The following is a 15,454-nucleotide window of genomic DNA, read 5'->3' on the forward strand; positions in this document are numbered from 1 at the left end:
GGTGTAGAAGCTCTACTTTGTGAACTTAGTAGTAACCGGCTTGACGCATTTGACGATCAGCAGAACGATTAGCGGATTCCAGAGCTTTATCAACGGATAAGCTGCCAGCTAAGGCACCGGAGACCATTTGTCCTGTTGTTGTACCAATCGCTTGGAATTCAGGAATGGCCGCAAATTGAACACCGACGTAAGGTGAAGGTTCCAGCGTGCTGTCATTTGGGTTGGCTGAATTGATGGCCTTAAGTTCAGCTTCAGCAAACACGGCTGCTTCACGGAACTTAGGATTATCATAGGTTGATTGACGTGTGCCTGTTGGTACGGCACCCCAACCATTTTTAGCCCCTACAAGCTGGATGTATTCTTTAGAGGTGGCCCAGCGTACGAATTTTTGCGCGGCGTCAGCGTTATTCGTCGCGGCCGGAATGCCTAGCGCCCAAGACCAAAGCCAGTTAGCACCTTTCTCTGTAACGGCATAAGGCGACTGAGCAAAACCAACTTGATCTGCAACTTTCGATTGTTTTGGATCGGTAACAAAAGAGGCGGCAATGGTGGCATCAATCCACATACCACACTTACCTTCGTTGAACAGTGCTAAGTTTTCGTTAAAGCTGTTACCGCTGGCACCTGGTGGACCATAGTTATCCAGCAAATCGACATAGAATGAAACGGCATTTTTCCATTCGTCCGACGTTAGCTGCGGCTTCCAATCCATGTCAAACCATCGAGCACCAAAGGAGTTGGCCATCGCGGAAAGGAATGCCATATTGTCCCCCCAGCCAGCTTTACCACGCAGGCAAATACCGTATATGCCATTATCGGGATCATTCATGGCCGCAGCGGCATCACGAATGTGCTCCCAGCTATCGCGGTCGCTAATCGTTACGCCAGCTTTCTCAGCGAGATCTTTACGATACATGACCATAGAGCTTTCCCCATAAAAAGGGGAGGCAAACATAGTGCCATCATAAGAAAGACCGCCACGGATAGAAGGTAAGATATCCTTTACATCATAAGAGCCGCTGGTATCAATGGGCTCTAACCAGCCGCGTTCTCCCCAAATAGGTGCTTCGTACATACCTATGGTCATCACGTCATACAGACCACTACCATTGGCAATGTCTTGAGTGACATTTTGGCGCAACACGCCTTCTTCGAGTGTGACCCATTTTACTTTGATGTCTGGATTTTGTTTTTCGAATTCAGGTGTCAGCTTTTGCATCTCGATCATGTGACCGTTATTTACCGTTGCAACGGTAATTTGTGTTTCAGCAAACGTATTAAAAGTGGCGAGCGTAACAGCGCATGCGATGGCTGTTTTGGTAAGACTTTTCATAGGTTCTCCCATTTGGGTAAGTTTCTTTTTATTGTCGCACCTAAAAAGCTTGATCGATTGTTGATCAAGTAGTGTAAGAATAGGACAAGTCTTAATTGACTCACTAGTACATTAACAATGGATAGTGGTACTTTTTTGTTTCTTTAGAGGCTATATGTATGAATATGTAGTCAAAATAATACTCTTTTGACTGTGTAGATCTTGCTGTCTCACTAAGTAAAATCTAAAGACTCATATCAAGAATGCATTATTTTGCTATATCGGCTGGTTTGCCCGGACTAAGCGAGGGGCTATAATGGCGCCTCTATATTGGGGAGACCTTTCATGACTGATCAAATTGAATCGAAGGATTCACCAGGCTTTAAGCGTTTAAAATGGCAATGCCGCCGTGGAATGTTGGAGCTAGATGTATTATTTGAGCCTTTCTTAGAGGATGTGTTTTTATCACTAGAAGAAGAGGATAAGCAGCGTTTTTACAAGCTTATCGAATGTGAAGATCAAGAAATTTTTCCTTGGTTCATGCAGAAAGAAGTACCTGAAGATCCAGACTTAGCTCGTATAGTCCATGTGATTGTGACTCGTGTGCAGCCAGAGAACTATCGCGCTTAAGCCTTCTAGGCTTGCTAAAGTGGTATCACTGCTATGGCTTATAGCTGTGACTGCTTTAGTGATTTTATTGCAATGGTCAGTAGTGGCTCAATGCCTCTGCTGGTTAGCGTTAGCAGCTATATTTGTACGACAAATGCGCCAACCTGAGGTCATCGTCGAATGTTATGATGACCGAGTGGAGTGGGTTCAAAAGCAAGTTTCTGAGTACTGCCAGTTACACTATCTAACGGAGCATTGGATGGTGGTTAAAGTTCCGATGGCGCAAAAAATTACCTTTTCTGACAAACTCTCCACCCTGATTAACCGCTATCGTTTGGTTTATAGAGACCAAATGACGACAGCGGATTACCGCTATTTACGATCTAGGCTAAGCGTGGACAAGTTGATGGGCTTTCCAGCTCAGAGGAACGAATCCTCGGCTTTAAAATAGTCGGGGTACTCTTTTCGTGCTTGTCTGGATAGTCCAAAGTAAAGTGCAGGCCACGGCTTTCTTTGCGGGCCATGGCTGACTGAATAATCAAGTCTGCAACAACGGCAAGGTTTCGTAACTCAAGTAAGTCGGCCGAAACACGGTAATTGGAGTAGAACTCTTCGATCTCGGAAAGCAGCAAGTCGACTCGGTGTTTCGCTCGCAATAAACGTTTATTGGTGCGCACAATTCCGACGTAATCCCACATGAAACGGCGCAGCTCATGCCAGTTATGGGTGATCACAACGTCTTCATCAGAGTCCGTGACTTTTGAAGAATCCCAATCAGGTATTTGATAATCTGCGCGCGGCTCGTTGTCCGCTAGCATTTTTTGCGCTGCAGAGCGTGCGTAAACAATGCACTCGAGTAACGAATTACTGGCAAGACGGTTAGCGCCATGCAAGCCAGTATAGGACGCTTCCCCAATCGCATATAAGTCGGCGACATCTGTTGTACCATGTTGGTCTACCACAACACCGCCGCAGGTGTAATGCGCTGCAGGAACGACAGGTATAGGGCCTTTGGTCATGTCGTGACCATAGTTTAGGCAGCGCTTATAGATGGTTGGGAAGTGTTCTTTAATGAATTCAGGATCCTTGTGGGAGATATCCAGCAATACGTGCTTAACCCCTAAGCGTTTCATTTCATGGTCAATAGCGCGGGCAACAATGTCGCGCGGCGCGAGTTCGCCACGGTCATCAAAATTGAACATGAAACGAGTGCCATCGGGAAGCAACAAACGACCCCCTTCACCACGCACAGCTTCAGATATTAAGAACGTTTTTGCTTTGGCGTCATACAGGCAAGTCGGGTGGAATTGGTTGAACTCCATATTGCCGACGCGACAACCGGCGCGCCATGCCATGGCGATACCATCACCTGAAGCTGTATCCGGGTTACTGGTGTATAAATACACTTTACTGCTGCCCCCTGTCGCAAGTGCAACACGGTGAGCATGAAATACTTCTACTTTGTCTTCTTTTTGATTCAATGCGTAAAGACCAATGACGCGATTCTCTTCGCTTAAACCAAGTTTCTGGGTGGTCACCAAATCAATGGCGACACGGTCAGGATAGAAGTGAATATTAGGATGAGCCAGCGCATTCTTAACCAGGGTTTTAGAAATGGCTAAGCCTGTTGCATCGGCAGCATGGATAATACGTCTGTGACTGTGCCCCCCTTCTTTGGTTAGGTGGTAGTCTTCGCTTGCTCCATTGCGGGTAAACGGTACGCCTTGATCAATCAACCAGTCGATGCTTTGTTTGGAGTTTTCTACGGTGAAGCGAATAGCGTCTTCATTCCCCAGTTCCGCGCCAGCATTAATGGTATCCTGAACATGGGAATCCACGGTATCTTTGTCAGACATGACCGCCGCGACACCACCTTGAGCGTACAACGTAGAGCCTTCTGAGATGTCGCCTTTCGTCAAAATCGCAACTTTGTGCTCGTTAGCAAGCTCAAGTGCAAGAGTTAGACCGGCTGCGCCTGCGCCGATTATGACAATGTCGTGGTGAAGATGTTTGCTCATGTTGTTGTTCTAAGTAGTGTTAAACAGAATTAATATTACACTTCTTTAGAGCTTCAATGAATACCTCAGTGCGACACTCAAGTCGTACAACAGATGAAATAAATAGAATTCAATGCTTCTTAAAGGTACAAAGTATCTTTTCATGGAACTCTCCAAACCGCACGTTGTCCATATATGCAACAACTTGGTGGGCACAGTATGTTAATGAATTATGAGGTGCCTATGCAGCACGAAACGTCCAGTGATGAGGCGTTAGTTAAGCGAGTTCAGAACGGTGATAAGCGCGCATTTGATTTGCTGGTATTGAAATATCAGCACAAAGTAGCCGCGTTGATATCCCGTTATATTCAGGACAAGCATGAAGTGCTGGATGTGGCTCAAGATAGTTTTATCAAAGCGTATCGGGCAATTGATAGCTTCCGAGGGGAAAGTGCGTTCTACACTTGGCTTTACCGTATCGCGGTGAATACTGCGAAAAATTACCTTGTTAGCCGCTCTCGTCGGCCTCCTACTAGCGATGTTGAATTGGATAACGAAGACGTTCATGCGAGCTATAGGGAACTTTCCGACGGTGGTACGCCAGATGCTAACCTGAACCGTGATCGTTTAGAGTCAGAGATTCAAAGTGCGATCAAAGATCTACCGGAGGAGCTGCGTGGGGCATTAACCTTACGTGAGTTTGATGGTTTGAGTTACGAAGATATTGCCCAAGTCATGGATTGTCCTGTGGGTACTGTTAGATCGCGTATTTTTCGCGCCCGTGAAGCTGTGGAAAAACGTATTCGTCCCATATTTGGGGGAGGAGAGTAGTTATGTCAAAATTCTACGACAAACACAGCTCGGGCAATGATGATAGTTTATCGGCATTTTTAGATGGTGAAGCCACGCATGCTGATATTGATGCATTGTTAGCAAGTGATAGGCAAACGCTCGCAAGCCAAGTCGATCGTTATCACCGCATTCACCAAGCGATACAGCCTGAGCAAACGTTATTGATTGATGATGCGGGATCTTTCTTAGATCAAATTCATCGAAAATTAGACGAAGGTAAGCAAGACACAAATGTGGTGGCATTTCCGACCCAAAGCCAAGCTTTAACTAAGCCTGAAAAACTTGAGCAAGTAACATTGCCAAATATGGCATCAAGATCAAGCTTGTCGAAACGTTCGGTGTTTTCGGGGCTGGCGGTCGCCGCAAGCGTCGCATTTGCTGTTGTCCTCGGCGGTAATGTTTTATTGCAAGGTGATAGTACGGCTCAAACACCAGTATTTGCAGCAACGCCCCCTGTTCAGCAAATGCCTACTGAGCCGTTTAGTGCGCGCAGCGCTGAAGAGGCACTGCAAAACAATGAGCGTCTACAGAACTACTTGCGTCAACATGCTCAGCAAGCTTCGATGACAGTAGGCCAAGGCATGATACCGATGGCGAGAGTCGTGGGTTACCCACAAGGTAAACCGCAATGATTCGTGGGTTAGTCCTTTCACTTTTGGTGCTTACAAGTAGCACCCTCTGGGCTGCCCAGTCCGGAGTGGATTGGCTGGCCCGCATGACTGAGTCGTTTGACTCCGTTGCCTACGATGGCGTATTTGTCCATCAAGAAGCTGGCATGATGAATTCTATGCGTATTCGCCGAGGCTTAATTGGAGGTGTAGAGTACGAAAGTTTAGAGGATTTAGACGGTCAGCGTATTACGGTCATTCGAGTTGATGACAGTGTGATTTGTGTTTTTCCTGAAAAAGAAGATTACGTTGCAGGTTTTTTACCTGCTGAGCCGTTTCGACGTTTTCAAAAGCTCGATAAAGATCGTTTAACCCAAGCGTATGATGTTGAGGTGGCTCAGGAAGGTCAACGTATTGCCTCGCGCAGTGCGGTTAAGCTGACATTGACCCCTAAAGATGAATTTCGCTACGGACATGAGTTTTGGGTAGATAAAGAGAATGGCTTTCTACTGAAGCATGATGTCTTAAACTCTGATAACAAACTGCTCGAGCGAATTCAATTTACCTCAGTCGAGTTTTCGCCTGACTTGAAAGAAGCCGACTTCGCCCCCAATGATGACTCTTATACCCAAAAATTTGTAGAGATAGAGCCTGAAGTTGTTTCCCGTCATTGGCATTTTGACTGGTTGCCAGAGGGCTTTGACCTTGTTTGGAAAGATGCTCGTCGCATGAATGACACCACCAACATGTTATTGCTGTCTGATGGTATGAGCACAGTGTCTGTCTTTGTAGAGCGCACCGATAAAAAGCGTCCGCAAGCCTTAATGAATTTAGGCGCGACCATCGCGGGTGAAAAAAGTATTAAAGTGGGTGACCAAATGTTTCTTTTAACCCTTGTTGGTGAAGTGCCTGCGCAGACGATCCAACGTCTTATGGCAGTTATGATGCCGGGTTCAAATAATGATTGAAGAAAATGGTACGGTGCTGTCTATTGAAGATGGCATTGCAGAAGTGGAAACCATTCGCACCAGTAGTTGCACCAGTTGTCGTGCACGCCATGGTTGTGGTCATCATACGATTGCAAAAGTGTCTAACAGCAACCGTATGTTGATGAAAGCGATCGCTACTGATGACCTAAAAACGGGGCAAAGTGTGGTGGTTGGGATCCCTGAAGACACATTATTGCAGGCCTCTTTGTGGATGTATGCCGTACCTCTACTTGGGCTAGTGCTTGGCGCTTCATTACCTGCACTGGTTACGGAACAAACGATTGTTTCGGTTGTCGGAGCGATAAGTGGATTTGCTGGTGGTTTGCTGGCGGCGAAATGGAAGTCGTCTCAAGAAACTAAGAATCCAGATTATTATCCGCGAGTTCTGAGAATCAATACAAATCAGGCCAAGATCATTCCGGTGGTTCAAAAAGCCTGAAAAATCCCTCTTCACCTGACACTATAGCAACATACTAACTTTGGTACGTCTGAGGAGACCAATACATGAACAGATTGCTAAAACGTGTGAGCTGGGTCAGCGTCAGCTTATTGATGCTGCTCTCTTCACTGGCAAACGCAGCGAATCTTCCTGATTTTACGGATCTAGTTGAAGATGCTTCACCCGCAGTGGTGAACATCAGTACCGAGCAAACCCCTTCTTCTGACAAACGTCAATTAAACCCTGATGCGCGTGAGCTGAACGAGTTTTTTCGTCATTTCTTTGGCCAACAACCGTTTGGTCAGCAGCAACCACAGCAGCCGCGTCAGCGTCAACGTAGTTCACTTGGTTCGGGTTTTATCATTTCCCATGATGGTTATGTATTGACCAATAATCACGTGATTGATGGTGCGGATGTGATTCATGTTCGGTTAAATGACCGTCGCGAATACGAAGCGACATTAGTGGGTACCGATGCTCGTACTGATTTAGCGTTGCTTAAGATTGAAGCTGATGATGACTTGCCCATTGTGAATATGGGTGATTCAGACGATCTAAAAGCAGGACAGTGGGTGCTGGCCATCGGCTCACCATTTGGTTTTGATTACACTGTTACAGCTGGGATTGTGAGTGCTATTGGTCGTAACTTGCCAAGTGACAACTATGTGCCTTTCATTCAAACCGATGTTGCAATTAACCCTGGTAACTCAGGTGGTCCACTGTTTAACCTGGATGGCGAAGTAGTGGGTATTAACTCACAAATCTACACGCGCTCAGGTGGCTTTATGGGTGTGTCGTTTGCAATTCCGTCAAATGTTGCCATGTCTGTGGTTGAACAGCTTAAATCGGACGGCAAGGTCTCACGAGCTTGGCTAGGTGTGTTGATTCAAGATGTGAACCGTGATCTTGCTGAATCGTTTAATCTAGATCGACCACATGGTGCACTGGTGAGTCGTGTGATGCCGGATTCGCCAGCGGAAGAAGCTGGTTTGAAAGCAGGCGATATCATTATGGCCTTTAACGGTAAGACCATTGAACACTCTTCTGAATTACCTTATTTGGTTGGCGAGCTAAAAGTGGGGACGGATGCGAAAGCACAAGTATTCCGCGATGGTAAAGAGCGCACCATTACCATTGCACTAGCTAAACGTCCTGATACAGCTAAAATTGCGCAGCAAAAAGCTGATGAGAATCGTTTGGGAATGACTGTTACTGAAGTGCCTGAAAGCATGGATGTCGACGCAGGTGTCATGATTCAGCAAGTTTTAGGCGGTGCTGCAGCGCGAAATGGCCTTCAACAAGGTGATGTGATCACCATGCTTAACGGCGAAACGATCGAAGGTGTGGCAGAGTTTAATCGAATTGCACAAACCATTCCGGCAAACCGTTCGGTTCCAATGCGTGTTATCCGTGATGGTTACCCAATGTTTATTCCTTTTAAAATAGTGGAATAACACATCATTTAGATGTTTAAAGGCTCGCTATTGTCTCCAGTAGCGAGCTTTTTTTGTGTTTAACTTGAATGAAAAGTTTAGACGTGTAAGTATTTTTGCGATTAATTGAGTCTGTTGTGTGTTCAAATTTTATCTGGAGGGGTTGTGGAGACTGTTGAAAAGGGGATCTGCTTTCGCTTGGGAGAAGAGCGTTATATACACCCGCTTCATTGCGTAAAAGAAGTTCTAAGCTATCAATCTCCTTCGCCTGCACTAGGCAGTAGCCCTGGGGTAGAGGGGATGATCGAGGTTCGCGGTAATATGGTGACGGTTTTATACGGTTCGCATCTTTTGGGTATCAACCCAAACCAGTGTGATAAAGAAGGCCACATTGTCGTCATCGACCTTCCTACTGGTTACTTTGGCGTGAGAGTAGAAAGCGTTGAAAGAGTAATGGACCTGCCAGATTCATTAGAAATAGGCAGTGTAGAATACCGCTCTCATCAGTGCATACAGGGAACTATGCTGGAAGAAGGTGAGTTGTACATTATGGTCGATTTTTCAGAATATTGTTCGGCCCTGAATTGAGTCTGAGTGATAAACCAGCCACATCGATACCGCTGGTTTATCACGATCAAGAAAGCTAACTAGAAAACTAAAACTTTTTTGCAAAAATTTTAGAATTGCGTTGATAGTTATAGAGCGCTTGTTTTTGAGCTGGCAAAGATTCTAGATTAGTTTCTTTGAAACCTCGTTCAATAAACCAATGAGCAGTCCGTGTTGTCAGTAAGAAAATAGTATCAAGCCCCTGCTGTTTTGCTTCGGCTTCAATACCTTTAAGTAAGCGTTCGCCACGATTAGAGCCTCGGTATTCTGGGGAGACTGCGACACAAGCTAACTCTCCAGCACGCTCTTGTTCAAACGGATAGAGTGCAGCACATGCGACAATTGCGCCATCGCGCTCAATCACAATGAAGCGCTCGATCTCATTCTCTAGCAACTCACGGGAACGGCGGACCAAAATGCCTTTGTCTTCCAGTGGTGTTAGCAATTGCATCATGCCGCCTACATCTTCAATGGTTGCTAAGCGCAGTCGTTCATAGCTGTCTTCATCAATCATAGTGCCAGAGCCTTCACGAGTGAATAACTCACTTAGTAGGCCACCGTTTTCATTGAATGAGATGATATGCGAGCGAGGAACTTGTGCCCGTACCGCCATCAGACAGGCTTCTAGAGCATTACGTGTTTCTGGTGAAAGACTACCTTGCGCCAAAATCGTGTCAGCCTGATGCGCCAGTAACTCAGAAAACAACTCGTCTTTTTGATCAAAAATGCCCTCATCTTCAGTAAAGATGATGAGTTTGTCGGCTTTCAGCTGAATTGCTGCTTGGGTCGCAACGTCTTCTGCTTTGAGGTTAAATACTTCGCCAGTGGGAGAAAACCCTAAATGTGGCAAAAGCACCATGTTGTCATCTTCTAGAAGTCGGAAGATGGCATCACGGTCAATGCGGCGCACTTCTCCCGAGTGGCCGTAGTCAATACCATCAACCACACCTAGTGGTCGTGCCACAACGTAGTTGCCACTGCAAACACGCAGGCCGGCATTGGCCATAGGTGTATTCGATAACCCCATGGATAGCTGTGCTTCTAGCTGCACGCGCACCGCTGAAGAGGCTTGAATGACATCGATGAGCTGGTCTTGCGGCGTGACACGATAGCCGTCTTCAATACGAGACGACAACCGTCGGTTACCCAGCGCTCGGTCAATTTGTGGTCGTGCACCTTGCACAAGCACCAGTCGAATGCCAAGAGAATCCAGCAAGGCTAGATCATGGATGATGTTGGAAAAGTTAGGGCTCTCAAACGCTTCACCAGGAATTAAAATCACCAGCGTTTTACCGCGGTGCGCGTTGATGTAGGGTGAAGAGTGGCGAAACCAATCTACGTAATTGAGCTCGTCAGACACGTGATGCCTCATTTTCTGTACTCGGGGTTAAACAATAGCGTTCCACTAATCCTTTGATGACGTGCTGCATGGGCGCGATTTGATCGAGCGCCATAAACTCGTTTGGCTGGTGGGCTTGATCGATGGACCCAGGGCCTAATATTAACGTTTCCATACCTAATTGGTTTAAAAACGGTCCTTCTGTTGCAAAGGCTACTGTGGCGGCATCTTTTTGTGTGAGTCGTTCACACGCTTTAATAATATCGGACTCTTTCTGGGTTGAAAATGATGGTACATCTGGGAACAAGTGATGTAACTCGATTTGAGTTCCTGTATTTTGCTCAATGCGAGGCAACAAAGCGGTGATTTCTTGATACAAAGACTGGTTATCCATCCCCGGTAAGGCACGAATATCGAATTCTAATTCACAACGACCGCAAATACGGTTGGGGTTATCACCCCCATGGATGCAACCAAAGTTCATGGTTGGGTAGTCAATCACAAAGTTGGCATCGCGGTAGGTTTGTTTTAAGCCGTTTCGGTAGATCATCAGCTCTGACATCACGGCGTGCATGGCATCCAATGCATTGCTACCCAGCGCAGGATTTGAAGAGTGCCCCGCTTGGCCAGTGATACGAACTTTCTCCATCATAATGCCTTTATGAGCGTGAATAGGCGTTAATGAAGTAGGTTCGCCAATGAGCGCATAGCGGGCTTTAGGGCGACCTTCTTTGACCAAGGCACGAGCACCGTCCATGGAACTTTCTTCATCGGCCGTCGCAAGAATGATCAAAGGTTGCTCAAGCTTGCTTAAATCCATGTTTTTGAGGGTATCTATGACGATGGCAAAAAAACCTTTCATATCGCAGGTGCCTAAGCCGTAGAGCTTGTTGTCGCGTTCATTAAGCTTAAATGGATCACTCTGCCAGCGGTCTTCATCGTATGGAACGGTGTCCGTATGCCCAGACAGCACTAATCCGCCAGCCCCTTCACCGATCGTAGCGATCAGGTTCACTTTGTCTGGTTGTCCTGGCAGTGGCATGATTTCACATTGAAATCCTAGTCCTGTCAGCCAATTTTCTAATAATAAAATGACACCTTTATTTGACTGATCCCAACTTGCTTGGCTACAACTGATAGAGGGCGTGGCGATCAGTTGGGACATCATGCTCAGTAATGAGGGAAGTGAGGTCATGAGATACTCCTGTTGCGTACAGTGAAATTTATCTTACACACGTTCGCTTCTGGTAAACTTGCTTCTTTGCACAGTTGTCTCCGGCAAATCCGGAAGTTATGAGGTTATGAAATATGGCTACCGAGCTTGAACTAAAGTTAATGGTTCACCCCGAGTATCTCAAGTCTGCATGTGATTTTCTCGATGAATTTTGTGAAAAAAACGTCAGTTCAAGCAGTGCCCGCCAAGCGACGCTCGATTTAATGAATGGCTACTTCGATACTGCTGATGGTTTGTTATTGGGAAACGGCATTGCTCTACGTGTCCGTGCTGTTAATCAAGCCTATATTCAAACCGTCAAAACACGCGGCAGTAGTCGTATCGGTATGCATGCCCGAGGTGAGTGGGAATGGTCTTTACCTTCCGACGCGTTAGATTTAACGCTATTGAAAGAGGTACCGTTGTCCGATGCTTTACAAGACATGGCATGGTCACGGGATTTAATAGAAGTCTTCCGTACCGATTTTAAACGTCATGTCTGGTTAATCCATTATGAAGGTGCCGTCATTGAAGTGGTTTGTGACGAAGGTGAAGTGTCCTCAACGTTTGGTCGGGACAGCATTTGTGAGTTGGAGTTAGAGCTTAAGTCTGGCCCTGAGACCGCCTTGTATAGTTTTGCAAAATACATCGCCATTGATATTCCAGTTCAAGTCAGTGTCGTTTCGAAAGCCCAAAAAGGCTCGCGTTTAAAACACCGTCGTATAGAGTTTCCGAAAAAACCGAATGCGCAAGCATCGATGATGAGCTTTGCGGAGTACTGGTACGAAACATGGTTAGTGTATTGGGAAGCTATGTTCTATCTAAAAGACGAAGCGTTGCTGCAACCCATTCGATCGGCCTTACAACAATTAAAACAATGTGTTCCTGCACAAATTTCCGAGCAGTTGGAATCTCTAGATCAACGATACGATGCTTTTTTCAAAGCCAATGACGAGTCTTTGCTGTCGGGATTGGCAGGCACGTTAGAAACGGGAATAATGATGTTAGAGACGGGGCAGTGGCTGAACAAGCAGCTTGACTAAATCATGCCCGTTGCGTGAATAAAAATAAGGATGATAACTTGACGCTGACACCGATATCCCAAGTACATGCGCTCTTCACCCAAGAACAATTAGACATTAAGAACCAAGCCATTAGCGATGCAATTGCACGTCGCATGGGGCTGGAGGTGCCTAATGATGTATTGAGTCAAGCTGAGCGAATCTGGCTGTTGAGCGAATACGTGCATAAACAGCTGACTCGTTTTCCTCACTGGCTGGAAAGTTTGCTAGAGCCGGCTCAAACATTAGCGCCGCCAACGGTTGAACAGCTCTATGCCGGCGAAAAAGCCTGGGGGCAAGCTGTTAGCGAAGAAGTGCTGTTGCCAGATTGGGATGAAGCCATGCTGATGCAGCAACTACGTCGTTATCGACATTGGTGGATGACGCGCCTGATTACCAGCGATATTCAGCAAACAGTAGACTTGGAAACTCTGACAGCCCATTTAAGTAAGTTGGCTGATGTGGCTGTGAACGTTAGCCAACAATGGTCTATGCGTCAGTACCAAAATTTATACGGTCAAGCGCTCGATAGTGCTGGTGAAGCACAAAAACTGATCGTCATAGGTATGGGGAAACTCGGTGGTTATGAACTCAATTTGTCTTCTGATATCGATTTGGTGTTTGCGTTCCGAGAACACGGGGAAACCCAAGGCGGCAAAAAAGCTATATCACATCAAGAATACTTCACCAAAATCGGTCAGAAACTGATTCAACATTTGGATCAAGTGAATGCGGAGGGTTTTGTCTTCCGCGTTGATATGCGTCTACGTCCGTTTGGTCAATCTGGCGCATTGGTCATGAGCATGGACTCTTTGGAAAACTACTACCAAGATCAAGGCCGTGACTGGGAACGTTATGCGATGATTAAAGCGCGTGTTATGGCGGGTGATGCGCAAGACGTGCTTGAATTTGAGTCGATTCGCCGTCCTTTTGTGTATCGCAAGTATCTTGATTTTGGTGCCATTGGTGCGTTACGTGATTTGAAATCCATGATTGCCAAAGAAGTGCGTCGTAAGGGGATTGAACACAATATTAAACTTGGCGAAGGGGGCATTCGTGAAGTGGAATTTATCGTGCAAGCGTTACAAATACTGCACGGCGGCCGAGATCAAAGCCTACAAAAACCTGCCTTGTTTAAGGCGCTTCCAGTATTAGGTCAAGATGGCTATCTACCAGATGATCAGGTTCAAAGCTTGTTGTCTGCGTACCGTTATCTACGTCGTGTTGAGCATGCTCTTCAAGGTGCTGCAGATGAACAGACTCAGTTGTTACCAGATGACCATTTGTCGCGTACTCGATTAGCCTATCAAGTTGGCGAGCCAAACTGGCAAACTTTGTTGGACACGCTTTGGCAGCATCGACATAAAGTACACGAATGCTTTCAAAATCTTATTGATGATGGTGAAGAAAACTCCAGTGATCAGTTGGCAGAAGAAGCATGGCGAGTGATTTTAAAGCAACCGCAAGAGCAAACGCTGATTGAAGAAGCAATAGATGCGATTGCGTGGCAAGACGCAGAAGTCGCTGCTCAAGTGCTAGCTCAGTTCTTGGGATCACGTGCCGTGGCTTATATGCAGCCGATAGGGCAGGAGCGATTAGCCGTATTCTTAGCGGCATTGATGACCTGTCTGGAAGAGGAAGCCTTTCCCGATTTGGTGCTACAGCGCATCATTCCCATCATGGAAGCGGTAACTCGACGAACCTCTTACCTTGTGCTGCTGTCGGAAAACCAAAGCGCCATCGTACATTTGATAAGGTTGTGTCGTGAAAGTGTTTGGTTTTCTGAGGCGATTTCAAATTCTCCTTCGTTGTTAGATGAGTTATTAGATGCTGATACACTTTTTTCGCCACCCTCTAAGTCGGGTATGGCACAAGAGCTACGACAAATATTAGTTCGATTGCCAGAAGAAGATGAAGAAGCACACATGGATGCCATGCGTCGTTTTCGTCGCTCTATGATCATGCGAATTGCCGCCTGTGATATCACGGGTGTATTACCACTCATGAAAGTAAGTGATCACTTAACTTGGCTGGCTGAAGTTTTGTTAGAGCAAGTATTACAACAGGCTTGGCATTATTTAACTCAGCGTCATGGCTATCCCAGGCAAGATGGCGAACCAGTAACAACGCCTGAGTTGCTAATTGTTGGGTATGGAAAGTCGGGTGGTATTGAACTTGGCTACGATTCGGATCTGGACTTGGTATTTATTCATAATGCCCAGATAAAAAGCACCACTAACGGTGAGCGTAGCGTGGATAACTTGGTGTTTTATACACGTCTTGGCCAACGTATTATTCATTTGCTTACCAGCTTTACGTCGGCTGGGCGCTTGTATGAAGTGGACATGCGTTTACGCCCATCTGGTAATTCAGGCTTATTGGTAGCCAGCTTAGAGTCTTTTAAAGATTATCAACATAAGGAAGCGTGGTCATGGGAGCATCAAGCGCTATGTCGTTCACGTGTGTTAGCGGGTGATACTCAATTAGCCCAGCAGTTTAATGAAACCCGAGCAGAGGTTCTTAGCCGAAAGCGTAATCGCCCTGAGCTGAAAGAAGAAGTCATCAAGATGCGTGAAAAAATGCGTTCGCATCTTGATACCAGTGGTCGTGATAAAGGCTTCGATCTCAAGCAAGGGGCGGGTGGTATTATTGATATCGAGTTTATGGTGCAGTATATGGTGCTTGCTTGGTCTTACAAATATCCTAATTTAAGTGAGTTCTCAGACAATATCCGCCAGCTTGAAGCGGCCGCCGAAAATGGCTTATTAGAGGCTGACGTTGTCGCAAAGATGAAAGATGCCTATACCTTTTATCGTGCTACAGCCCACCGGCAAGCGTTACAAAAGCTGGGGCGTCTGGTGCCAGTGGAGACTCTAGAAGAAAACCAGGCTCTGATCTCCCAGTATTGGGATGATTTTGTAGAACAGCCATGTCAGTAGACATGTTAGAAAGCGCATGAAAGGCTTGAATGTTAAACTTTGTAACTAAAGGCGCTT

Annotated in this window: 14 protein-coding genes; 10 read left to right on the plus strand and 4 right to left on the minus strand. The window is 46.2% G+C overall.

Going from position 1 to position 15,454, the window contains the following annotated elements:
* Positions 1 to 25 precede the first annotated feature (25 nt).
* Complete coding sequence (locus tag AYW75_RS02855) at positions 26 to 1,333, minus strand: ABC transporter substrate-binding protein (protein WP_156490796.1); 1,308 nt, start codon at positions 1,331 to 1,333, stop codon at positions 26 to 28.
* 324 nt (positions 1,334 to 1,657) lie between these two features.
* On the opposite strand from AYW75_RS02855, the gene AYW75_RS02860 reads away from it, so the two are divergent.
* Together AYW75_RS02860 and AYW75_RS19195 are read left to right on the plus strand one after the other, a co-directional pair.
* Positions 1,658 to 1,942 (plus strand): FAD assembly factor SdhE, encoded by a 285-nt coding sequence (locus tag AYW75_RS02860; RefSeq protein ID WP_067095140.1) that lies wholly within the window; start codon positions 1,658 to 1,660, stop codon positions 1,940 to 1,942.
* A gap of 46 nt (positions 1,943 to 1,988) precedes the next feature.
* Complete coding sequence (locus tag AYW75_RS19195; RefSeq protein ID WP_407943034.1) at positions 1,989 to 2,372, plus strand: hypothetical protein; 384 nt, start codon at positions 1,989 to 1,991, stop codon at positions 2,370 to 2,372.
* Here AYW75_RS19195 and nadB read toward each other — a convergent pair.
* On the minus strand, positions 2,305 to 3,939 hold the full coding sequence (gene nadB / locus AYW75_RS02865) for an L-aspartate oxidase (protein WP_067095143.1): 1,635 nt from the start codon (positions 3,937 to 3,939) through the stop codon (positions 2,305 to 2,307). The genes AYW75_RS19195 and nadB overlap by 68 nt on opposite strands.
* A gap of 222 nt (positions 3,940 to 4,161) precedes the next feature.
* Between nadB and rpoE the strand changes: the two genes are divergently transcribed.
* The 6 genes from rpoE to AYW75_RS02895 all read left to right on the plus strand — a co-directional run bounded on the left by rpoE (position 4,162) and on the right by AYW75_RS02895 (position 8,827).
* Positions 4,162 to 4,749 (plus strand): RNA polymerase sigma factor RpoE, encoded by a 588-nt coding sequence (gene rpoE, locus AYW75_RS02870; RefSeq protein WP_197478891.1) that lies wholly within the window; start codon positions 4,162 to 4,164, stop codon positions 4,747 to 4,749.
* Between the two features lie 2 nt (positions 4,750 to 4,751).
* Positions 4,752 to 5,402 (plus strand): sigma-E factor negative regulatory protein, encoded by a 651-nt coding sequence (locus tag AYW75_RS02875; RefSeq protein WP_067095146.1) that lies wholly within the window; start codon positions 4,752 to 4,754, stop codon positions 5,400 to 5,402.
* Entirely contained in the window at positions 5,399 to 6,346 is a 948-nt protein-coding gene (locus tag AYW75_RS02880; RefSeq protein WP_067095149.1) for a MucB/RseB C-terminal domain-containing protein, read from the plus strand. Before AYW75_RS02875 ends, AYW75_RS02880 begins: the two co-directional genes overlap by 4 nt.
* Complete coding sequence (locus tag AYW75_RS02885) at positions 6,339 to 6,806, plus strand: SoxR reducing system RseC family protein (protein ID WP_067095152.1); 468 nt, start codon at positions 6,339 to 6,341, stop codon at positions 6,804 to 6,806. Before AYW75_RS02880 ends, AYW75_RS02885 begins: the two co-directional genes overlap by 8 nt.
* A 65-nt stretch (positions 6,807 to 6,871) precedes the next feature.
* Positions 6,872 to 8,260, plus strand: coding sequence for a DegQ family serine endoprotease (locus AYW75_RS02890; RefSeq protein WP_067095154.1), 1,389 nt, complete (start codon positions 6,872 to 6,874; stop codon positions 8,258 to 8,260).
* A 144-nt stretch (positions 8,261 to 8,404) separates the two neighbouring features.
* On the plus strand, positions 8,405 to 8,827 hold the full coding sequence (locus tag AYW75_RS02895) for a chemotaxis protein CheW (protein ID WP_067095157.1): 423 nt from the start codon (positions 8,405 to 8,407) through the stop codon (positions 8,825 to 8,827).
* Positions 8,828 to 8,894: 67 nt separating this feature from the next.
* Here the strand turns inward: AYW75_RS02895 and argA are convergent, their stop codons facing one another.
* The gene (gene argA, locus AYW75_RS02900; protein ID WP_067095160.1) at positions 8,895 to 10,217 is read right to left on the minus strand and encodes an amino-acid N-acetyltransferase; all 1,323 of its coding nucleotides are present in this window, start codon (positions 10,215 to 10,217) and stop codon (positions 8,895 to 8,897) included.
* Positions 10,198 to 11,379 carry an acetylornithine deacetylase gene (gene argE, locus AYW75_RS02905; RefSeq protein ID WP_067095163.1) on the minus strand — a complete coding sequence of 394 codons (1,182 nt, stop codon included), beginning with the start codon at positions 11,377 to 11,379 and terminating at the stop codon, positions 10,198 to 10,200. The genes argA and argE overlap by 20 nt, the downstream gene beginning before the upstream one ends.
* A gap of 113 nt (positions 11,380 to 11,492) precedes the next feature.
* On the opposite strand from argE, the gene AYW75_RS02910 reads away from it, so the two are divergent.
* Together AYW75_RS02910 and glnE are read left to right on the plus strand one after the other, a co-directional pair.
* Positions 11,493 to 12,440: a CYTH domain-containing protein gene (locus AYW75_RS02910; protein WP_067095166.1), complete on the plus strand. Its 948-nt coding sequence runs from the start codon at positions 11,493 to 11,495 to the stop codon at positions 12,438 to 12,440.
* A 38-nt stretch (positions 12,441 to 12,478) separates the two neighbouring features.
* The gene (glnE, locus tag AYW75_RS02915) at positions 12,479 to 15,397 is read left to right on the plus strand and encodes a bifunctional [glutamate--ammonia ligase]-adenylyl-L-tyrosine phosphorylase/[glutamate--ammonia-ligase] adenylyltransferase (protein ID WP_231886134.1); all 2,919 of its coding nucleotides are present in this window, start codon (positions 12,479 to 12,481) and stop codon (positions 15,395 to 15,397) included.
* Positions 15,398 to 15,454: the final 57 nt, after the last annotated feature.

Origin of the sequence: Marinomonas atlantica, from assembly GCF_001639725.1 — a bacterium.
Lineage (GTDB): Bacteria > Pseudomonadota > Gammaproteobacteria > Pseudomonadales > Marinomonadaceae > Marinomonas > Marinomonas atlantica.